Source organism: Myxosarcina sp. GI1, from assembly GCF_000756305.1.
In the GTDB taxonomy this organism is placed as follows: Bacteria; Cyanobacteriota; Cyanobacteriia; order Cyanobacteriales; family Xenococcaceae; genus Myxosarcina.
Genome location: NZ_JRFE01000043.1, coordinates 68,713 through 91,105 on the forward strand (window position 1 = coordinate 68,713; position 22,393 = coordinate 91,105).

The window sequence follows — 22,393 nt, forward strand, 5'->3', positions numbered from 1 at the left end:
GTGAACTACCTCGCGTTAAAATTGACGAAGCTCCAGCATTTGTAGAAAAGAAGAGGGTCATTTGGTTGCCAAAAAGAAGAAAAATAAAGAACTAAAGGATAAGGATAAGGTCAAAGAAGTATGTAGGCGCATTAGGGTAGCGCGGAGTTATTGGGATGCTCATAATAATGCTGCTTGCAGAGGAGAAAGAGAAAAGGCATTGGTACTTTATGAGACTTTGACACCAGAACAAAAAGAGCAAATTCCACAACAGCTAAAAGTTTGGTTGCGCTATCGTAGTGAGAAATATTTTGGTAAAGATAAGCCAAATGGGATGGCGACCAAACGCTTTTTACACAAAAGCAAAAGAAAGTAGAAAGGTGCATAAACCGACTAATCATTTGAGGTTAAATAATTAGGCATTGAGAAAGGTCAATTGTTGACACAAGAGCATAAAAATTTATGATATGCAGAGAGGAGCTTCAGGCTGGCGATGTTCTTCTTCACAAAATTCCAAATAACCATCTACAGAAATAACAAATTCTTGATAGGCTTCTTCGCGAGTTTCTCCCCAAAAAGTTACTATATCGCGGTTAATATTGATAACTCTACCTGAGAAAATTTCTGCTTCTTCGTCAAACTCTGCACAGCCTACATAATCTTTGTAATTAAACAGCATCATTTTCTCTATCCTTAATTAGCTAACTTTAAGCTGACTACATTACACTTCAATTTCTATTTTATCAACCTCTATAAATAATAGAGGGTAAGGATAAACCTACCCCCCCTTTTTTATTTAGTAGATTACTCTACTATAATTCCTGCATTATGCAGAAATAGCCTTACAGATTTTACCGTTCCCCTGTTGGTTTCGTTACTAGGATGCGGCTTGTGGAAGTGTCCTACAGTATTGTTCGAGACGACCGAGACTCTTGAGCCATTACCTTCCTTTACCTGACATCCTAGTGCGCGGAAGAGACTTTCCACATCATTCCAGACCAGATTAGCTGCTATAGGGTTTTTAAGAACATCCTCCAGAGTTTTTTGCTGTTTGCTATTTAACTTGGTAAGAGTTTTAGGCATGTATTTTCTGCGAGCTGCGTGTTAGGCTAACACTTCAAAGATATTCTACGGCTTATAAAACGTCAATAATTTTATTTTTTATTTTCAAGTTTTCTAAATCGGTAAAATTATTTTGATTTATGTTTTGAGTTATTAATAGATATCCTCCTACGCTTCCAGCGTAAGAGAATATAGTATTGCGATTAGATGATTTATAAAATAATTAGTCTAGAACTACCTTCTCGATTGGGTTTATCAATCTCGCTATAGAGAATATCTACCCATTCCCCACAATCGGGAAAATATTTTGGCTCGACACAAAACACCCAATAGCGATAAATTTTTAAGCTTTTACGCACTTTGTTAAAAGCTGGCTTTTGAGCCTGTTTGAGAACGCGATATGCTTTGTTTTCCTCCGTTACTAAAGATACTCCTACGCGAGTAAATTTTCCCTGGCAATCTTCTAGATTGATTACGGCATCTAGATAGAGCAGTTCCCAAACAGTGTAGGGATCTTCAGGGTCTTGTCGATGAGCGATCGCCCTTTCCCATCGGTTTGTTAGTTGGGTGGCGACTAAGTTAGAAACTTTTTCAAAAGCTAAATCTTGATGCTGATAGTCGAGTAATTGAAGGTGAGAAGCGATCGCACGAAAACGTAAACCTAGTAGAGACATTGACATCCTCCTGTAAATAGACACACTCAGCCCTTGGGCTGGTCGGTAGGAGGACGAAAAGTCCTAAATATGTCTTGGCTTACGTTATCAACTTAATAACGTAACATTACAATAATACAACAGTTTTTAGAAATCGACAAATTAATTTTCAATTTCTTTCAGCCATTTACCGATTTCTTTAAAATGCCAGTAATTGTCTGTCATGTATTTGGGAAAAGGTTCTTCTATATAACAACCCATTGTGGTCAAGTCTGTCTCGACGGCAAACATGGCTATTCTTTCTAGCTTTGATGCGTCGGTATTAAAGTAGCAGCCCCATTGCCATTGTTCGTAGGCATCTTCATAATCAAACTTTCTATGAATACCCGCCCGATATCGGGCTTCAATTATGTCCCAAATATCATTAACTATGGAACGATAGTATTCATATCTAGCGATTTGATTTTTGGTAAATCCTGTATGATGAACTTCGTTGTAGTACTGCTCGAATTGTCGGCAGTATTGTTCTGCTTGTTGCCATTGCTGTTCTTGTTCCCAATCTTGGATAAAAAGAAACTGTTGTAGTCCAGGTCTTCGACTAGATGAGAAGCTTATTTCAGCTAGATGTAGTTTTCGGTCAAGCTCGTTCATTTTCTGGGGAGAAAAAATTCCGAAATGAGTTTCTTCGTTATAGCAACCGTATTTAACCATCCACTCTTTTCTTTGAGCTTCCCAAAATAGATGTCCGATGTGTTCGATAATGTCACAAGAGACAGTGTGTAAATCTCGACCCGATTGATGGTGTTCGTCGGCAACATAATAATCATCAAACCCTCTTGCCCAGATTTCAAGGTTTAGGGCATCAAAATTGATAGTTGGTAAATCCAATTTCCTTTCTTTGTTATGTAGGTTTAATTGAAAAGTTTTTTATTGACGTTAAACGTTGTACTTTACTAGCTTGTGTAGCTGCTATGTAACTATGATAGATACGAAAACCTAAAATGGCAATAAGAAATTGTCTATTTATCGCCACAGGGTAATCGCATCAAAATCGTAGCCTCAATGTAAAAATACTGTGACATAATACATCATAAATTATAAGTCTTGTTGGATTTTTTTATAGAATTTTGCTCACTCAATTGCTCTAGCCCTTTTAATTGTTGAAAACAAGCTGAATCAGGTAGTATTTTCTCCGCTCTTATTCCTTGTCTGACTAGAGAAATCCATACGGAATAAAGTTCTTCCCAGTCATTTGCTTTTATTTGAATTAATGCCATTTCTTCCATCCCCAATGCTCCCCACAAACAAAGAGCTTGTGTAGCTAATTCAATATTTTTATTTTCCAGAGAAATGTTCCACAATTCTTCTGCTTTAGCTTTAAAACGTCGGGCATAAAATTCGTAAGCTTGTTGAACTTGTTCTGGTATCGTTACTTTATATACTGATTCATCCCACAAGCCAGAACTAGCGCGAAAAGAAAGAAGGTTATTAGAACCTAAAAGATGAACTTTTCGGTCAACAATTAATTCTTTGGCATGAGAACCACCCAACCAAAAAGCTTGAACCGCAGATATTCCTTCTTTGGTTAAAATACTTTGTAATTGTTCCTTTACTTGTTCTGGAATTGGTCTTTCTTCCTCTTTTTCACTCTGGGCAATTCCGTATCCAATTAAAATCCAAACTCCTTTGTTAGCCAAATTTTGGAGGCGTTTGATAAATCTATCGTTGACAACTTTTGCACTTATCCAAGGAGAATAAATGAGAACTTGATGTTGAGCAGAATCTAAAATATTTGCTAGTTCCTGAGAAATTTTACCACCACGTAACTGTACGGCAGTACCAGCTTCGATATTTATCGATTCAGAACTAGATTGCTGTTGTTGTTGGCGAAGATTATCTAATGCCTTCTGTCTGATTATTTCAACTCTCTTTTCAACTTCAGCATTTTTGCGATCGGCAATTCTTTCACCCCAATTATTAATTTCTTCATCTGTCAACTGACATAAAGCATTTAGGTTGATTTTATCTTTGGCTAATAAATCATCTAACCAAAAAACTCTCTTTCCTTCTCTCGCTTGAATTCTAAAAACATTCTCTAAGACATCAAAAATAACAATTAATGACAAAGTTTTCCAAATTGTTTCGGTGATGTCTCCTGCTTTAAAAGAAGTAACGAATTTTCCATTTTCAGGAGAGTGAAATTCTAAATCTGGATTTTGAATTAGTAGTTTTCGTAATTCTGAGAGCGATAATCTAGAAACACGATTTATATTATCATCAACTATTACATAGTCTGTCAGATCTTGAAGATGGTTTATTTCTCGCTCTTCGATAGGAGAAGATTTCAAACTAAGGCTGTTGTTTAATGGTTCTGATATAGCATATATCGTTTTGGGTTCTGGAGCTTCTGGTACAGAGCGATCGCGATAAAATTCTTGTCCAACAGAGGTAAGTTTGATAACAGATTTGGTTTCTGTTTCTAAAGTATGCAAATTCCGCAGGGTTGCTGTGGTATTTTTGATAAATATCGGGTCTAATCCAAGGACAGTAGCTAATTCGTCTTCAGTTGGTAGAGGATCAAACTCAATACCTGCGCGGAAAATAAAATCTTCTAATATATTTAATTGGCGCGATTTAGAAATTTCAATTTTTATGGAAGTTTGAAACACACAGTAGCGTAACTGACGTGCAGCTAAAACTGATAAACTGGGACTTTTTTGTTCGATATCTTCTACTATATTTTTTAATTCTGGGTCAATTGGTCGCTTGGAAGATGTCAGAAACATCAATTAAACCTCCATGTAAGTTAGCTAGATGTGCAATCTCAGAATATTCGGTCGATTTTGTAAACAGTGAGTGACAACCAATAATTACCAGTAATTCTTGAGCGCGAGAAAAAGCAACATTTACCCGCTCTGGCTTTTTGGCAAATCCAACATTTTTTCGTTCGTTATTTCGTACCATGCTGACAATGATGACTTGTCTTTCCATGCCTTGAAATCTGTCAACTGTACCAGTACGAATATGCAGAGAAGGAAACTTATCAAAGTCTAGAATGTCTTCTATTAGTTTTAGTTGACGACCATAGAAAGTAATAATGCCTATTTCTTTTCTGGGTTGTCCTTGCCGAACTTTTACAGACCAAGTTTGCTCGAATTGTTGGCAAATGTTTTCAATAACTTCAATTTCTTTAGGGTTAGTATATCCAGGAGAATGAAATATTTCTTTGAATTCCTGATTAAGAGGAGTTTTTACCCAAACTACATGATTGTTATTTTTAATATAAGAGTTAGCTAGATAGTGAGCGCGTTGCTCTTCTGGATTAGTCAGACCGCATTCAAGATTATCTTCATAAAACTGATTAATTGCTCCCATAATTTGAGGGTGCATTCGATACTGAATGGTCAGCATCTTTTTAATACTCTCTGGAGCAGATTCAAACAAGTTTTTGAATAGAGATTGTTTTAAATATTTAAGTTCTTCTGTCGTAGTCCCCAATTCTTCAGCAATTTCTTCTACAGTGTCATTGTTGAGCATAGGTGGTAACTGTCGATGGTCGCCTACTAGCACTAGTTTCTTGGCTTTTAAAGCAGGAATTAACAACTCAGGAGGCGTGCATTTACTAACCTCATCAATAATGACTACATCAAAAGATTTAAACTCTTTAGAAAAATCTCCCCTAGCTGATTGACTACAGGTAATACCAATGACATTGGCGTTATCTAAATAAATTCGTCTTAGTTCGTGACGATTTTGCTCGGATGGATTTTTTAGTCTCTCAATCCAGTCAGAAATTAGATTTTGATATCGGTTGAGATAAGCCTCTGTTCCTCCTAATTGCTGTCGCCAAATCTCGAACTGAAGTCTAAATTTGCGTAAGAAATTTAGCTCGAATAAATCTGCAAATTCTTCTTCTGGTCTGAGATCTTTCGGAACAGTTTGCCAATATTCCTGCCACCAATGACGCTCCTGTTCGATCGCATTTGTTTGTTGCTGTAGTTGAGTTTTAATTTCATCGAGTTGAGCTTGAGAATCTTGCAGTCGCTCGAATGCTTCGACGGTAGTTTTTTGTTGCTGTTGAAGATCGATGTCAATTTTACTTTTAATTTTTGAAAGTACGGGAAAAGGATTAAGTTGAGGAATTAAGTTTTCTATTTGCTCGATTTGACTTTCGTGGGTTTTTACTAGTGATGATAGTTCCGACGAGTCAGCTATACCAGTCTTAGGATTTTGAAAGCATTTATTGAAAAAAGTATGTAACTGAGGAAGTAGTTGAGAACTTTCTCTGATTTCTTGCCAAAGTTCGATAAATTGCTCTATCTTGTGTTCGGCTTCACTTTTACTGGTTTTTACTTGCTCTTTTGTTATTAGTATTTGCCTGTGAATATCTGTTTCCGATCTTGTTTGTTCTGTTAGCTGTTCTGTTAGCTGGTTAAGTAGTTCTTCTGTTTCAGTTTTTGCTTGAGAGCGTTGAGTTTTTAAACTTTCTAGATTTTGCTCTAATTGAATATCTATTTTATCTAATTGATGTCGAGCATTTTTAACTTCTCGATCTAGGCTTTCATTGTTCTCTCTACAGCTATCTAGAGCGACTGTAATTAACCTATTAACATTTGAAAGTACGCTAAAAGGATTGAGTTTTGGAATTAAAACCTCAAGCTTATCGAAACAATTCTGATAATAATTTACTTGTCCTAAAAATTGTGGTGCTAACCTGCGTATATCTGAAGGTTGTAAATCTTGCTTTGCTATACTGCGTAATGATTCGGGTAAAATTGGTGACTCATTCATTTGTCTTAGCAAGGTTAAGACTTGGCTAAAGTTATATTTGCCTTCGTTGCGAGATTTTTTTACTGACTCCTGAGCCAAAGATATTTGCCTGAGTATTCCTAGTTCGTCATTTTTAAGTTCATTTAATCGTTCTTGGATTTGCCGAACCTTGTGGTTTATTTCTTCGCTAGTCTTATCTAAGAATTGCTGAGAACTTGTAAATATGCCGTTAGTTGTTTCATCTGTAATTTGTTTGAAAATTGATTCGAGTTCTTTTAGTTTGTTTTGTTTAATAATGGCATTACAATGCTGGGCGATCGCTCTTAGTTCAGATCTTAACAGTCCTCTACGTTGCTGATAGTTAATAAATTGCCAATGCTGATTCCAAGTACCAAGCTTTTTTTGTATTTGTCCGAGAGTTGTTTGAGTTCGATTTTGTAATTTTTTAATTGCCTGTAAGGGATTTAAAGAATTAATTTCTTCAGCAATAGCATTGAAAAATTCATCAACAGTATTACTACTAAGAGTTTGAGGATTAACATTTACTAAGTTTTTCCCTTCCTGTATCATCAAATCTATCGAACGAAAAATTACCAAAATCTCTTTCCATTCATGATACTGAGTAATTAATTTACTTAGTTTGTTATTGCCAAAACGCAAACAAGTTTCCCAAGGTTTACTATTAGCCCGATCGCTATTTGCTATTTCGACAAAAGAAACTGGTAACTGAAGTGAATATTTTGTTAAGCTTTGCTGATGCTGAAAACACTGCTCACTCGCTTCATACAGTTTTAGATAAGCTGTTTGCGACCATTTTTGCAAATCCGCGCTCGCTAAATTTAGCTTAGATTTTTGAAGATTTAAATTGTTTAATTCTTTCTGAAACTCAGTTTGCTTTTGAGTAATTTTTGATTTTTCTGCTTGTAACTGAGCAATCAAATTTTTATTTTTTATTAAAGTTTGGGCTGCGAAATCTATCTCAGACATTGCCAAAGCCACATTCTGAGCCAAAGACAGTGCTGTCTGAATTGATGCTAGTTGAGTAGATATGCCGTTGTACAATCCAACCCAACCTAATAGTCGATATTCTGAGGGTAAGATATTAAATTTAATAGCTATTTCTCTAATCTCGTTAATGACGTTTTCCGTCGAGCCTCGTGCCGATGTTTCTTTATCTACGTAAGGTTGGAGACGTGCTAACAAGTCAATGACTTCTAACTCGTACCAGTTTACATTCGGTACTTTTGCTAGTAATCCCTCTAAATTAAATTTAAGAAACTTAATCTCGCGCTCTTTTTGTTCGGCTTCTTTGCAGTCTTCTTTTTTTACTCGATATTCTGATTCTATAGTTGCTTTACATTCTTGTAATAGCTTCTGCTGAGAGACAAAAGTTGATTCTGCTCGAATATAGTCGGCAAATTTTACAGATAGCGGTTCTAACTCCCTAAAAATTTGCAAGTAATGAAGTTTTATCGATAAATTTAGTTCTGAAATAGTATTTTGAACTATATCCAAGCATTCATGTAAAGTGGCAATTTGTTGTTGTCTATTTTGTATAGCGTCTGAGATTTCCTGCTGTTCTTGTTTCAACTCGCTATCTTTAGCAGAATATTCTTGAAAAGTCTGCCAAGCGGAATTAGCCTCAACCATAGCTGTTTTCGCATCTTTAGCACGATCTAAGACCAGACGAGCTTCAGCTAACTTTAGAGGTAGGTTGTCTTGCAGCCATCCTGCTATAACAAATAGATTGTACTCTGGAACAACTAAGTCAATTTCTTTGACGAGGACTGTTACCTTATCTACATTTATCGCTAATTGTTCGACAGAATCATCTTTATTTGTGTAGGGAGTAAGTTTTGTTAAGCAATTAACTATTGTTGTCCAATCCCAATTTACCGGGGGTGAGGAGGCAAGAATAGCCTCTAAATTCCCATAGAGTAATTCTATTTCCTTTTGTTTCTCTTGGGCGAGCGCATGAGCTTGATGTTTATGTTGATAATCTTTTTCTAAGATTACTTGGTGAGCTACTAATTGTTTGTGTTTCGGCTGAAATTTTTCTTCTGTTATGAGATAGGTGTCAAAGTGTTCTGCTGACGCTAACAGTTGACGCAGAATCTTGGCGAGTTCGAGTTTTTGATTCAGACGTTGTTCGCAGTCTGCGGAGGTATTTTGTAGCCAAGTTTTAATTACTTTGTCTTCGAGAAATGGCTCTCCTTCAAGTCCAACGGAGTTTTTGTTTCCTTTCCTAACAGCGCGAATTACAGGATTGTGTTGTAATCGTGACAGAGCATTATCTACGGCTAAATTAGCTTGAGAAGCGATTAGGGTACGTCCGCCTCGTAAAGCAACCTGATAGCAAATCTCTGCAATTACAGTAGTTTTACCCGTTCCTGGTGGTCCTTGAATTAATGCTAAATCTGGTGCAGATAGCACTGTCTCTACAGCAGCTTTTTGAGAGGGATTAATAGTTTTTAACAATAAATCTTGTGGCTGAATTTGAATGTTTTCTTTGGGTTCTCTAGCTTGAGAAGCGTCAAACAGAAACTGACCTAAATAGGGATTTTGCGTCCATCCGTTTTCTAAAGCTTTTATCGCTTTTTTCTGCCACCCGATCGCAACAAGATCGCCAACTGCCTCAAAAGATAGCAGTCCTTCTTGTGGTAAGGCATAATGTCCTTCAGCAAGAGAGTCGAAGATTTCATCATCTAAGCTAATTTTGAGCAAGTTCTTTTCAGAATCTATTGATTCAATCGTTCCTAATTTTCTTCCATCGCTATCGCTTAGATTATTTTCTTTTAGCTTGATGTTTTGATTACGCGCTCGTTTAGCTCTTTGCCAAAAAGCATCTAATTCGATCCTGTCCTCAGCTTGACTATCTACAGTTGCAGAGCGAGCATCAATTTTAAAAGTTATATTTCTAGTGGCTTCACCGTAATTATGACTGACAAAAGGTACACAAAATTGCTTTTCTCTAGCTAAGCGTTCTAAAACTTTCAGAAAAATTTTCCAAGCCTTTAACTGTTCATCAGTTGGAACATAATCTTTTTTAAATGGCTTATCTATTATGCGTTTTATTGCTTCGGGTGGTACTCCAATGCCATATTGATAATTGGAGCGAAGACGAATATAACAAGACTGAGCAAAACTATCTTTTTTTCCTTCATGTTTGGGACGCAACCGAGCATAAATAATTCTTAAACCACCGTATCCATCGTTATTGACAATAGATACTAATTTTAAAGTCGATCCTTTGTCTTCAAGCTTTGTCGGAAACTTAAGAATGTTGTCTAAATCTGTTGCTAAAATTAATTCCCATTTTTGCTCCCCTAGATTATGACCTTGTTCGATGCGACGTACATAAAATAAATAGGGGGTTGAACCAAAGAGGTCGAACATTAACTGTTCGGCACGATCGCGGCGAGCGCAAAATTCTGGATATTTATTTAAAGTTGCCTCGCCTTCGATATCCCGAATAAAACTATCAATTGCTTTACCAGTAAATTTATAGCCCCAATCTTCATAAGGATTGTATACAGTTGTCATTTAATGCTCAATAGTTACACTATGCCTAGTGTTCCCATTTCCATCGAAAAAATAGGTTTTAATCTGGTTATAAGCCAATGACAGATCCTTGCAAAATATTTTTGAGTCACAAGCAGACAATTGGAACGATAGCAGTGATAAGTAGAACAGTCAGTAGCTAGTTTATTGAGTTTGTAGAAGCTAAGATAGTACGGTTTGAAGTCTATAAAAGAGCGAAAAATTAATATTTATTGACTGACGGAGCTAACTGCATTAATTCTTTTTAACAGTTTTTTTATGCTCAAGTGGTATCGACGATTAACAATATTTTTTGTATCGTATTTTCTTATTATATGTTTTTGGCAAGCTCCTGCTGTCGAGCAAATTGTTAAAGGGCAAGAATTAAGAGGAATTTGGATGACCAATTATGGTTCATCTCTTGCCTACCATACAACTAGACTAGACGAAGTAGTAGCTAATATAGCCAAACACCAACTAAATACTATTTATCCTGCTGTTTGGAATAGAGGCTATACTCTCTATCCTAGTCCAGTAACCCAACAAGCAGAAGGACGGAAGCAAGATTTTCTAACAACTTTGACTCATGAAGACATTCTCTCTAGCTTAGTTTATCAAGCTCATCGTCAACACTTACGGTTAATTCCTTGGTTTGAGTATGGCTTAATGATTCCTACTACGTCCGCTATTGCTCGGAAACATCCAGATTGGCTGACTACAACCAAAAACGGAGACATTGTAAAAAATTACCGAGGGAATAAACCAAATTGGATACCAAAACGATTATTTAACTTTAAAGAGGAAATTACAGGACTCAATCAAGGATGGCTCAATCCATTTCATCCTGAAGTGCAAAATTTCCTTACCGATCTAATAGTTGATGTGGTTCAAAGATACTCAATAGATGGTATTCAGTTAGATGACCATTTTGGACTGCCTGTTGAGTTTGGATACGATTCTTACACAATTGAGTTATATCGCCAAGAACATTATGGTTCTAGTCCGCCCAATAATTTCTCAGATCCAGAATGGCTTGCATGGCGAGCCGAAAAAATTACTCAGTTTATGACTCAACTGGTAAAAAAAGTCCGTGCTGCTAATGACAAAGCTGTTATATCTCTGTCTCCAAATTTACCTGATTTTGCTTACCAAAAATATCTACAAAATTGGTCGCGCTGGGTAGAATTAGATTTACTCGACGAGGTTATCGTACAGGTGTATCGCCCTACTAACAAATTAGCTGGCGAACTAAATAACAATAGCTTGAGTTATCTAAAGCAAAAAACTCCAATTGCTATCGGTCTTTATACTGGACCGTTTCATTCACCAAAAACAAGCGAACAAATTCAACGCGAGGTGGAAATAGTTAGAAATGCTGCTTATAATGGTGTTTCTTTTTTCTGCTGGGAAACTACTCTGTGGCTATTTAAAAGCAGTTCAGCTACTAGTATCGAACAAACTTTTCAACATTTATTCAATTGATTAATTATCCTTCGAGAAACCCTTCGGTATTTTCTAGAGTTCCTTTACCTTTTAATAATTCTTCAAAATATTTATTGAGAGATATATTGGGAACTGTTTTTAAATATACCAAAGATTTTTTATATTTTTTGATTACTTTTTTTGATAGCTGATATTCTTCTGTATCAGTAGAGCAAAATTGTGAATCTGCTTCTCGAAAGGTCAGTAAATAAATTAGTGCTAAAAAGGCATCTTGTTGATATCCTCTAGACTGATTACTTCCAGCAACAATTTTATCATCGAGCAAATGATTAGTAATTAATGTAAAATGTTTTAAATAGTTTAGTTCGTTATTTTGATATTGACAATAAAATTCTGAGTACCATAATAGCACTCGGCTATATCCCCAAAGATAATCTGTTAGTTGATAACATGGAACTTTGCCATTAAAAGATAAATCAAAAATACTAAAGTACGATATTTGAAAATTTTTGTTAAAAGCAACTTTAGCAAGAAATGTATAGTACTGACTACCAATTTTTTTAGTTGCTTTTTGTATGTATTGTCGCTCGAAGAATAGCGAAGACAAATAAGGTTCTGAAAGCTCATGTGTCCTACCTATGAAGTTGAATACATTGATGATAGCGTTATGAATATTTTGTTTTTCGTTACCAGGTAGTGTAGATACGTCTTCAAAGTAATTGGCGATCGCTTTGATTATACCACGCTCAAAAAAACGCCTTATATAAAACTTCAAGTCTTTTAGAATATCATGGTTAGTATTTATATAAAGAAATGGTTCTATTTTTTTATTATCTCTAAATAATTTTATTGTTTGGTTGGCAGATTGAATAGGCGCGGCAATCGAAGGCAATTTTTCAAAAAAAGCTATTTCTTTTACTGAGGATATAGAAACAGCTATTTTTTTACATAAATCGTGGTTGGGAATTTTATTTTTAAACTGTTGTTCTCGATATTCTAAAATAGTTTTTAAAGGAATACAATTTAAAGAAGTTTCGATAGCTATACGATCGCCCAACTGGGATTCAATACTATATTTATTTTCTTTATCTGTTACTCTTAGTTTTGGTATAGAACCAAGCTTGACAACAAATTCAATTCTTACTTCTAGTTCTTCAGGTTTTGCTTTTGATTCTGATAAGGGATGAATAATTATATATTCTTGAGTAATTCCATTAACACAATAATCGCGATCGTTTATCTTGATTGGTAAAATAGTAGATGAATTTTTTAATTTAAAGTAATCTTGTCCTGTTTCCTGTATGCGGGCAATAAATCGTTTAGCTTTGGAATCTCCTTCGTAATAAATATGCTCCTGTTGATTTTTAGATAAAACTTCAATCCATTCTAGTTTTCCTTGTCTTTTAATTTGAAATTTGATTTTGTCGAGGTATTGACCGAATAAAGGAAAGTTGTATTGTTGTTTTTCTTCCCAGATTTGTGGAAATTCCTGCAAGCGAGCGTCGGGAATAAAAACATTGCTACTATCTAAGGCTTTTCTGAATTCAGGTAAAAAATTGTAGTCACTAATTAAGACAAATGATTGTTGTAAGTAGTTTTGAGTAAATTTTGCGATTGTCTCAACATCTATTTCTTCTATAACAATATTTTCTAATAGTTCTACTGCTAGGCTTACCGACTTATAGTAAATTTTGTCTCTTGCTAAAATTTCAACAACAACAAAGAACTCTCCTAAATCGCTTTGGGACTGAGCTATTTTAAAAATTTCAATCTTTTGTAAGTATGACTTTAGATGCTTGATACTATTGTTATCAGTAGCTAGTTGTGGAAAGTTATGAGATATTATTGCCTGTGCTAAATTGCGGTAAATATTGTCGTGAAGTTTTTTAATATCTAAAGTAGGTTTAAAATCAGTATTTACTTCGTTTCTATTATCAACAATTGGGGTGAAATAATAATCTGTTGGCAATCGCTTTATAAATTGTAAAGAGCAATAAGGTTCGTCACTTAAGCTGTTGAGATCGATAAACACAACAGAACTATCCAAATCTAAGTTATTGGCAATTTGTTGGCGGTAATTCCAGTAGTGGTAAACGCTGCGATAAATATAGCGTTCTCCTTGCTTGAGAAAGTTCTTCAGTGATAAAGAATCGACGCGATCGCTAATAATATATATATTATCACTGCCTTCAGTTAAATTAATTCCCAAATGTTTTAAAGGAATTGATTCTTCTGTAATAGTTAATTCTTGAGAATAATTAGAATCATTACGATAACCTAGTTCTTTATAGTTATCTAAAAAACTTTTATAGGCAACTGAGCTATTAATTTGCGTTTTGTATTCGGTTTGCGTTTTGTATTCGTATAGATTGGTGTTTGTACAAAGTTTGGGATATGATTCGAGATTAAATAAACGAGCCATAAAATAAATCCTCTAATTAAAAAGATGAAACTGATAATTGTCTTTGAATTTGCATGATTTCGTCGCGATCGCAAGTTTTATACATTAGGTCAATTAAACTAAATCCGCGTCGTGAAAACTGGAAGTTAACTCCGCCAAGATAGGCAACGCGATCGCCAATAAGCGTAACTTTGGCGTGAACTCCCGATTTTAAATAGGCTGTTATCCGATGGTTGGGGTTATTTATAAAACCGTCAGCATAGACACTAGTAGAGCGAGTTGCAAGTAAACTAAGAATTTCTGTATCGGGTGAAAAGTTGCGGCTGTATATTGCTACTTTTTCCGAACCTTTACTCAATTCCCAAGATAAATCCTCTCGATACTGCTTGGGGGTTAAAAGTGTCTGAGAACTAAATTTACTGTCAGGTGACGAATTATTAAGAGTACGTTGAATAAATCCAGACGGCAAGGGAACTATATCGTACTTGGTTTTATGTTCCCAGCAGCGAATAAAGTATTGCCACAAATTTTGATGAGTAGTAGTTCCCTGACAGATGAAACCACTTTCTAAATTAAAGTCTAAACTTCCTCCAGTTAGATTACACGAACCTAAATAAGCTGCTGTTTCTGAGATATAAGTTTTGAGATGAAAAGCACCACCACGAATACGCGCACCCGCAGCTAAAAGCAGTTTTAAGCATTGAGCTTTTTTGGCATCGGAGGGTTGATAAGCTTCTCTCGAACTGGGGATATCTTCTACCTGGGTATCGATCGCATCTACAACTTCATTGTTTAGATCTGTAAGTATCCAGACTCCTTGTGGTAGGATGGCTGCTTTTTGACAAATTAACTCGGTAATACTGCGATCTTCTATGATGTAGCTAGAAATAAACAGAAATTCCTCTGCTTGGTTAATTAACTCCTCAATTGCTTTGCGGCTACTTCTTTTACCGATAATAAATTGATGACTGGGGTTAATTGGGGTTTTGAGTTCGATATTTTTTGGTGGTGATACAATTTCCTGCTGGTACTTTTGCACTAGCTCTCTAGCAGCACTGGAGATACTTTCTATCTCGATAATTTCTCTACGTAAATAGGGGAAGAGCCGAGATACGTGTAAAATAGTGCAAGATAGCCCTTTAACCTTTACTCTGCTTAAGTTTCAAAAATACTAGCTGGCAGGTTAATCGCCACCTCAAATGGTTGGGGAATGTTCTTCAAATCCACCACGTAGTCCCCGTATCGCTTGAGATTGCGGTTGATATAAGGACTCATAGTTGCCAACATCCGACGATTAATCTTGAATCCTTCTGCACTCAAAGAACGAATTACCCCAGTCATATCTACCGTATTCTGGAGAATTACCGCGCTAGCTACCAAATCTAGATACTTTAGTCGCTTCTCTTGTTCTACGGGGTCATTGTCTGTAATTACGCCGTCTTTGCCAAAGAACAGCCAATCTAAAAAATGATGATAGCTCTCAACGATATTAGTACAGGCAGTAACCTCTCGTCGCAAAGCGCGATCGGAAATAAATCGCAGAAGATACATGGTGCGTATGACTTTCCCTAAAGCCCGAAAAGCCTGATACAATCTATTCTTCCGACTATAACTACCCAATTTCCTTAAAACCGTTGAAGGTAAAAGTTTTCCTGCTTTAATTGACAGTACAACCCGCATCAGGTCTTGCCAATGAGTCTGAATTAACTTCCATTCAGCAACATCATCGAATAGAGGCTCGATATAATCGTAAACTTCGTCCTTATGGGGACGGAGAAAATCTAAATCCTGCCAATTACGAATCCTGGGCATCAATTTAATCCCCAATAGGTGAGAAAGGGCAAAAACGGTAGAAGATTGTCCTTGGGTATCTGCGTGGAGGGTGTCGGGTTGAATATCAGAAGTGTTTTTCAGCAACCCATCGAGGATATAAACTGCCTCCCAAACTCCACAGGCAATGAAGTGAGTAAACAGGGCAATGTAAGTATCGGAAACGTGATGGTAAGCGATTCCGCCGTAACCCCCATAGCGAATATGACACTCGCTCATCAGGTTATTTTCATAGATTTCAAATTTGCTTCCATCGGCTGCTGCTTTTTTTCCGCTACCCCAACATTTGGGAAGACTAAGGCGGTTATAGGCATTGATGATATCTTTAATCGCAGCTTCTAAATAAGAACTGGTAACGTGACGGCGATTGGTATAAGAAAGCATATGAGAAGTTACTTTTCCTCGGACGTGACGTGCCATCTCATTAGGACCAATATTGCATCCATAACCAAATGCTGTCAGGATATACCTTTCTTGAGGGTTTAATAATTTAGGTTCGCTGCCCGATAAAGGACCAAAATGTCTCGTCCAATTTAGCCAATGTTCTACATTACAGAGAACATCTAGCACGCTACGCTGGGGCAAACGTTCTCGAATGGCGTTAAACAAAGCTTCTGTACCGTCGGGTTTATCTTGAGCGGTAATTCTTTTGAGAACGGGAATACCCTCTTCATTAATGGTTATCTGGTCGCCCTTTGAGCAAATAAGATCTACTTCGCGAGCTACTGTAGTAAGTCGCTCTTGCAGTTGGGAGACAAATTCTTCTGGGGTATCGGGAATGCCCAAGGAAGAACAGTATTCGGCGATTTTTGGTTCGCATTCCGACCAGGGTAATAATTGTTGGCGAAAATCAGCATAGTTCTCCGAACCTATGACACAAGCATCTCCCGTCTTGAGTTCTTGAGCTAAATAGGAAAAAATACAAATCTCTAACTGACGGCGCACCAACAATTCTTCGCCATTAACTTCTACAACTACGAGCTTTAGCCATTGTTCGCCGATAAAACTTAAGTCTAAATTGGCTTTGAGAAGTTTACTTCTTTTGTGCTGGTTGTCTAGAACAAACCGTACTGCTTCGATGACTGACTGTTCGTTGGAAGTAGAGCAAATTTCTAAGGATCTTACCAAGTCAAATAATGCCTTACGATAGGGGGAATAAAACGACCAGAGTAAGGGAAAATGGTCTTTGGTATTAACAGAGGCAATTTCCGAGTATTGTTCTAGTAGTAAAGGAGTTCCGCCATTATTGTCTAACAAGCCCTGTACCTGCTTTCCCAATTGAGTATAGCTTGGGGATTTCTCGGAGAAAACCAGAATCTCGCCAAACATTTCCAACATAGTCTGGGTTTGATTGAGATATTTCTCTCTTAAATACTCCAACTTGGTTTTGGCATTGTTGTGGATTTTTTTAATCCGTTTGAGAAACATCTCTACCATGTGGTCGCGAGTTTTCACTTGAGCTTGGTAGAGCAAGCACAACAGTAAAGTTCGGCGTTTGGGCAGCCTAAAATCGTTAAATTCAGAAATATCTAGAGTTCTGGCTAGTGCAGCAAAGGATTTAACTTTGGTCGCAGGGATAAATGAGAGTAATTTTTGGGCATCTCCCACCAGCATCATGGTATCGAACTTATCCTGTAGTTCTTTGATGTACTTGAGTTTATGACTTTTGGGAGGGGATTTGAGGAGGTTGAGATTGGCATTAGTATTCTCAACAGTATCGGGAACTAGCAAGCCATCTATGTTCTGCCTATCAGTGGGGGATAGTTTGCGGGCTACTCGCTTGAATAAACGGGTATTTACAATCGAGCGAATATGACAGGCTAAACGATCTAAAGTGCTAAAGGCTGGTAATTCGTAGCGTTGTCTTACTAACTCTTCAATGGCTACGTTAATTAAATCTGCGGGATGATCTCTGACAAAGGCTGCATCTCTAATAGCGATCGCTGCTAATTCTTGACCTCGATTATCATAGGGACTGATGTTCAAATATTCTCTGATAGCTTCTTGATAGTAGCGAATCGACCGTAAGGAAGGAACAGGAGAGACTCGATCATCTAATTCTAGACAAGTGCGTAAGTGAATAATAATTGGCTGAGGGACTAATTCTGGATGAGTGAAATAGCCCAATCTTTGGAAGGATTTAAGCATTACCATTAAGCCCAACAGTCCTGTTTTGCTTCTGGTACGACTGGTAACAAATTTTATTTCTTCGACCGTTGGGGTATAAAGTTCGTGTAGTTCTTTGTTAGATGGATAACGTTTGAACTGAGGATAAGCAGTTCGACTAATTACGGTAATATCGATCGCCTCCGCAGATAAACTCGACTAACAATTCTTATTGAGATTACAGCATTGCTTTGATCTTTATTCGTGCTACGAAACATTACTTTGCTTAAAAGACATCATTCTCGGCAAAGTATCATTAAGACATAGACCGCAGCATGAGGTATCAACCTATGCTACAAGTAACTGCTCCAGGTTCTTTTTCGGCAAAGTTTAAAAATTTCCCTCCTGTCAAACAATCCTCGAAAGGAGAAAGGGAATATTTGCGACCATCAGAGGTTCAGGCTTTGATGAAAGCTGCCAAAAGTGTCGGCAGGAATAGAGTCAGAGATGCTGCAATGATTCTGTTGATGTTTCGTCACGGTCTGCGGACGGCAGAATTAGTCGCTCTTAAATGGTCGAGACTAGATCTAACTTCTGGTTATCTAGAGGTTCAAAGAGTTAAACACGGTCATCATAGCGTACATCCCCTTCGTTCTCCTGAGTTAAGAGCTTTGAGACAATTGAAGAAAGATTATCCCGATACACAGTATGTCTTTGTTTCCGAAAGAAAAGCACCTCTGTCTACTCGTTCGGTTCGTCATATTGTTGCCAGGGCAGGAAAATTGGCAGGAATCGAAGGTAGAGTTCATCCCCATCAGTTACGCCATGCCTGTGGTTATTATCTGGCAACTAATGGACAGGATACCAGAGCGATTCAGGATTATTTGGGACATCGAAATATTCAGCATACCGTTCGCTACACCCAGCTAAATCCTTCTAGATTCGAGAGTTTTTGGACTGATTAGTTATCATATTTTAGATTCGATAGTTGATTTGTATTATTAGCTATAACTCAGGCAGAGTAAGGATTTAAAGCCTATCTTGCACTATTTTGCACGTATCTCGGCTCTTCCCCTATAAATGGCTTCTAAAATATTAGCTGCTATCGTTATTGTCTGAGCTTGTTCGCTTCGCTTTTGAGTAAATACAGCAGTTGTATCCTTTCTTTGTTTGAAACTGTTTTCTGAACTCTCAACTGCTATTTTTCACTAACGACCAAGATAGTAACTGAAGTAATTTAATGATGAGAAATTTGTCCTAGCAATCAGTTGTAGACGAACAAAATAAGAGCGCGATAGCTTCAGTGCGAGAAGCAACTCCTAGTTTGCGAAACATTCGTTTTAAAGCTTGTTTGACCGAATTTTCGGTAATCCAAAGACTTCGACCGATCTCGGCATTGGTCAATCCCTGAGCGACTAACCGAGCAATCTGTAGTTCGCGGGGAGTAACTAGTTTGAGACAATCGCTATTTAATTGTCTATGCGGTGACTGGATTTTTGTCAACCGTGTAGAGATATGCAGACATAATGCACTGAGATCGAGCAAATTTTGACTGTTAAAAGCCAGAGAATGGCGATCGCGCGTTAGAGCCAAACCACCAATTAAATTACCACCATCGACGATCGGTCCTACCATCACGTGAGCGTGGTCGAAACGCGGACAGATAGTTTTCCATTTTTCCGTCGGTAATAATACCTCTTCGTGGACGGGGGCGTGATGTTCTAAGAGATAGCGCAGTACGGGATTATATTCTGTAGAGATAGCCAACTTAAATAATTTAGACCGACTAGCCACAGCAGGAAGTTGCGATAACAAAAATAGTCGATAGCGTTTGGCTGCAAAATATTCGCCAATCTTACCAGTGACGGAATCTTCAAGCTGTAACTGAGTTTCGGCAAGAGCGATCGCGCTAACCAGAGATTTTAGAGAACTCATTGATATCGATTAACAAAGTGTACCCGTTTGAGGACTATCCGCACTTTAGCCCGATCTCTATCATAGCCATAAGTTGAATTATTTAAAGGTTATAACTTATGTCCGATTACACACATCCCGAACTAGTAACTACTGATTGGTTAGCCCATCATTTGGAAGACCCTCGCGTTCGCATTATTGAAATGGACTTAAATCCAGAAGCTTACCAACGAGGTCATCTTCCTGGGTCTGTCTTTTGGGATGGTACTGCACCAATGAAACCTAATTTTCAAATTGATTTTGAGCCAACCGCCATAGAACAATTAATGGCAAAATCTGGAGTCGATAACCATACTACTGTAGTTGCGGTTCATGGTAATTTTACTGCTACTTCTGGTTTTATATTTTGGCTGCTGAAAGTTATCGGTCATGCTGATGTACGTATTTTAGATGGCGGTCGTCAAAAATGGATTGAAGACGGTTATCCTCTGACGACCGAAAAAACGGTTATTGAGCCTACTAACTATCAAGTTAAGTCTTTCGACAATAATTTGCGCGTTCTCCTACCGCAAGTCGAAGAGTCCTTGCATGACAGCAATACTGTTATTTTAGATGTCCGCACTCCTCAAGAATATAGTGGCGAAGTATATATGATGAATCCACCTACAGCCGACGAACGTGGAGGTCATATTCCAGGAGCAATTAGTCTTTATTACGAACTGGCTCATAATAAAGATGGAACGTTTAAATCTGTCGAGCAATTAAGAGAGATTTATTCTTCTAAAGGCATAACTCCCGATAAATTAATCATTCCCTATTGTGCCGTGGGCGCACGTTCGGCACACACTTGGTTTATTTTGAAATATCTACTAGGTTATCCCAAGGTCAAAAACTATGATGGTTCTTGGAATGAATGGAGTAGGACACCCGACTTACCTGTAGAAAAGTAATTGCTCGTACACAACTAAACAATGTTGAAAATACAACACCCAATCTATTAGGACTTTGGTTCTAGTAAATTTGGGAATAACGACTCAAGCGAATAATTTTAGGCAGCATATACGATTTAGAAAAATCTAAGGTTGTAGAAACTATGTGCTTAGTTACAGTTTTATATCAACAAAGTTATCTGCTAATAATAACTAACTGGATGAAATTAGCTATTTCTACTCAAGAGGCAATCATAGAAGAAGCTGAATACTATGGTATTTACGATCCTAGCATTATTAACGTAGGGCTAAGTATGATGTGCTTTAAACTAATAGAATATTGGGGAGAAATATTTTTAAAGTCGGCATTTTTAAAGCTAAGTAACAAATTAACCGATTGTTTTTTGAGGCGATCGATTCCGAGAGGTTCTAAATAATACGTCATTTTGTGGCAAATTGCTATATACCCTTGTATTATTTCTCTTTTAAAGAAATTCGCCCCCAGGTCGCATATGCGAACTTGTATCAGGCGCGGACTCCCGCCATAATTAATTCAATTGCCTGTTGAGTGTGTAATTCCAACATCTGCTTGCCCAACATTTGTTTACCAGGGTAAATATGACTTAGACCTTCCCTACTCAAAAAATAGAACACACAAATACCAATAATATCGTTAGCGATCATCTTGGGTTCGAGGGAACGAAAGCTCTTATCTGCGACACCTTGCTCCAAGATAGCAATCAATATTTCATCAATGCTGTGAATATTAATTTGTTGATAATACTTACCCTGATTTTGCAGTGCTTCGTAACACATAATCAGTGGCCAGTTAGGATTCTTGACTAAATTTTCTAGAAGACAACGTACATATTGTTCTAAAGCCTTTTCGGAAGGAAGATTATCTAGAGAAAGTTCTCGAAGTGGTCGCATATAGCTATTAAATCCTCGTTCTAGTACCGCTACATACAAACCTTCTTTACTCTTGTCGAGTAGAGAGGAATACGTCGCCGTATCCTCCCCCTCTAAGAACCGTGCTTGACTGTTTCCAATCACACGGCTCAAGCTATCTTTGACTTAGCTCGTTTACCATGTATTTGTCTGTGACATTTTTGGTGTACGTGAACAAGGTTATATTCCTCGTCGCTTCCTCCATATGCCACTTCTTGTTTATGGTGTGTCTCTATCAACTCTTGATTAAACAAGTGTTGTTTACAAACGGGGCATTTCCAGTTTTGCAATTCTGCAATCCTGTAGAGCTTAGACCCCTTGGCATAATGATTCTTGCCTATTTTGGTCTTTCTCTTTTCCCAGTATTCTCTCAGTTGGGGGTCATCTGGGGAGGCATCACTTTTTACTTTGACATGACGGATGATTGGTATGGTAGCCAATCTAAGGATAAACTTGGTTGTATCTTCGCCCTGTCTGTTTTTAGTATCCGCTTTAAATACCCATTTGTTCCCTTTTATTCTGCCAAAATATTTGGGAATTACCCATTTCATGCCTTTGTTTGGATGTCTCCTTTTGCTCCATTTAATTAGCTTTTTGACTAATTTGTAATCAAAGTCTGCAAAGGTTTTTTTACTGACTCCATGTTTGTAGTAGTTTCCCCAACCTCTCAGTATTGGATTTAGGACATCTATAACCGCTTCAGGTTTAGCGTTTGGATGTTTTTTTAACCATATTTTAATCTGGTTGAGTTTTTCCTTTACCTTTTCCTTCTGAGGTTTAACAATGCACTTCCCATTGAATCTTCTGATATTAAACCC

Annotated in this window: 17 protein-coding genes; 5 read left to right on the forward strand and 12 right to left on the reverse strand. The window is 37.3% G+C overall.

Annotated features, from left to right (window positions below; genetic code table 11):
• Nucleotides 1-61: 61 nt before the first annotated feature.
• The gene (locus KV40_RS25825) at nt 62-355 is read left to right on the forward strand and encodes a hypothetical protein (protein ID WP_052055968.1); all 294 of its coding nucleotides are present in this window, start codon (nt 62-64) and stop codon (nt 353-355) included.
• A gap of 84 nt (nt 356-439) precedes the next feature.
• Here the strand turns inward: KV40_RS25825 and KV40_RS25830 are convergent, their stop codons facing one another.
• The 6 genes from KV40_RS25830 to KV40_RS32655 all read right to left on the reverse strand — a co-directional run bounded on the left by KV40_RS25830 (nt 440) and on the right by KV40_RS32655 (nt 10,007).
• Nucleotides 440-661 carry a type II toxin-antitoxin system HicB family antitoxin gene (locus tag KV40_RS25830; protein WP_156114184.1) on the reverse strand — a complete coding sequence of 74 codons (222 nt, stop codon included), beginning with the start codon at nt 659-661 and terminating at the stop codon, nt 440-442.
• Nucleotides 662-783: 122 nt separating this feature from the next.
• On the reverse strand, nt 784-1,062 hold the full coding sequence (locus tag KV40_RS25835) for a type II toxin-antitoxin system HicA family toxin (RefSeq protein ID WP_036487364.1): 279 nt from the start codon (nt 1,060-1,062) through the stop codon (nt 784-786).
• A 191-nt stretch (nt 1,063-1,253) separates the two neighbouring features.
• Nucleotides 1,254-1,715, reverse strand: coding sequence for a hypothetical protein (locus KV40_RS25840; RefSeq protein WP_036487366.1), 462 nt, complete (start codon nt 1,713-1,715; stop codon nt 1,254-1,256).
• Between the two features lie 141 nt (nt 1,716-1,856).
• Nucleotides 1,857-2,582, reverse strand: a complete 726-nt coding sequence (locus KV40_RS25845) for a hypothetical protein (RefSeq protein ID WP_036487368.1) — start codon at nt 2,580-2,582, stop codon at nt 1,857-1,859.
• Nucleotides 2,583-2,782: 200 nt separating this feature from the next.
• Nucleotides 2,783-4,480 carry a phospholipase D-like domain-containing protein gene (locus KV40_RS25850; protein WP_052055970.1) on the reverse strand — a complete coding sequence of 566 codons (1,698 nt, stop codon included), beginning with the start codon at nt 4,478-4,480 and terminating at the stop codon, nt 2,783-2,785.
• On the reverse strand, nt 4,449-10,007 hold the full coding sequence (locus KV40_RS32655) for an AAA domain-containing protein (RefSeq protein ID WP_052055971.1): 5,559 nt from the start codon (nt 10,005-10,007) through the stop codon (nt 4,449-4,451). The genes KV40_RS25850 and KV40_RS32655 overlap by 32 nt, the downstream gene beginning before the upstream one ends.
• Before the next feature lie 276 nt (nt 10,008-10,283).
• Here KV40_RS32655 and KV40_RS25865 point away from each other — a divergent pair, with 276 nt between their 5' ends.
• Nucleotides 10,284-11,486, forward strand: a complete 1,203-nt coding sequence (locus KV40_RS25865) for a glycoside hydrolase family 10 protein (protein WP_036487370.1) — start codon at nt 10,284-10,286, stop codon at nt 11,484-11,486.
• Between the two features lie 4 nt (nt 11,487-11,490).
• Here the strand turns inward: KV40_RS25865 and KV40_RS25870 are convergent, their stop codons facing one another.
• The 3 genes from KV40_RS25870 to KV40_RS25880 form a co-directional block, all read right to left on the reverse strand.
• A complete protein-coding gene (locus KV40_RS25870) occupies nt 11,491-13,494 on the reverse strand; it encodes a hypothetical protein (RefSeq protein ID WP_156114185.1) in 2,004 nt (667 codons plus the stop codon).
• Nucleotides 13,495-13,885: 391 nt separating this feature from the next.
• The gene (locus tag KV40_RS25875) at nt 13,886-14,887 is read right to left on the reverse strand and encodes a phospholipase D family protein (protein ID WP_052055972.1); all 1,002 of its coding nucleotides are present in this window, start codon (nt 14,885-14,887) and stop codon (nt 13,886-13,888) included.
• A 116-nt stretch (nt 14,888-15,003) separates the two neighbouring features.
• Nucleotides 15,004-17,976, reverse strand: a complete 2,973-nt coding sequence (locus KV40_RS25880) for a Tn3 family transposase (RefSeq protein ID WP_036486564.1) — start codon at nt 17,974-17,976, stop codon at nt 15,004-15,006.
• A gap of 158 nt (nt 17,977-18,134) precedes the next feature.
• On the opposite strand from KV40_RS25880, the gene KV40_RS25885 reads away from it, so the two are divergent.
• Nucleotides 18,135-18,749, forward strand: a complete 615-nt coding sequence (locus tag KV40_RS25885; protein WP_036486562.1) for a tyrosine-type recombinase/integrase — start codon at nt 18,135-18,137, stop codon at nt 18,747-18,749.
• A gap of 292 nt (nt 18,750-19,041) precedes the next feature.
• Here KV40_RS25885 and KV40_RS25890 read toward each other — a convergent pair whose 3' ends face one another.
• Nucleotides 19,042-19,719: a LuxR C-terminal-related transcriptional regulator gene (locus tag KV40_RS25890; RefSeq protein WP_036487374.1), complete on the reverse strand. Its 678-nt coding sequence runs from the start codon at nt 19,717-19,719 to the stop codon at nt 19,042-19,044.
• 98 nt (nt 19,720-19,817) lie between these two features.
• Here KV40_RS25890 and KV40_RS25895 point away from each other — a divergent pair, with 98 nt between their 5' ends.
• Entirely contained in the window at nt 19,818-20,648 is an 831-nt protein-coding gene (locus KV40_RS25895) for a sulfurtransferase (protein WP_036487376.1), read from the forward strand.
• Between the two features lie 200 nt (nt 20,649-20,848).
• Nucleotides 20,849-21,064, forward strand: a complete 216-nt coding sequence (locus KV40_RS25900; protein WP_172657344.1) for a hypothetical protein — start codon at nt 20,849-20,851, stop codon at nt 21,062-21,064.
• Between the two features lie 88 nt (nt 21,065-21,152).
• Here KV40_RS25900 and KV40_RS25905 read toward each other — a convergent pair whose 3' ends face one another.
• Together KV40_RS25905 and KV40_RS25910 are read right to left on the reverse strand one after the other, a co-directional pair.
• Nucleotides 21,153-21,680: a hypothetical protein gene (locus KV40_RS25905; protein WP_216595728.1), complete on the reverse strand. Its 528-nt coding sequence runs from the start codon at nt 21,678-21,680 to the stop codon at nt 21,153-21,155.
• 5 nt (nt 21,681-21,685) lie between these two features.
• The coding region (locus KV40_RS25910) for a group II intron maturase-specific domain-containing protein (RefSeq protein ID WP_036487379.1) at nt 21,686-22,393 on the reverse strand (708 nt) is incomplete at its 5' end.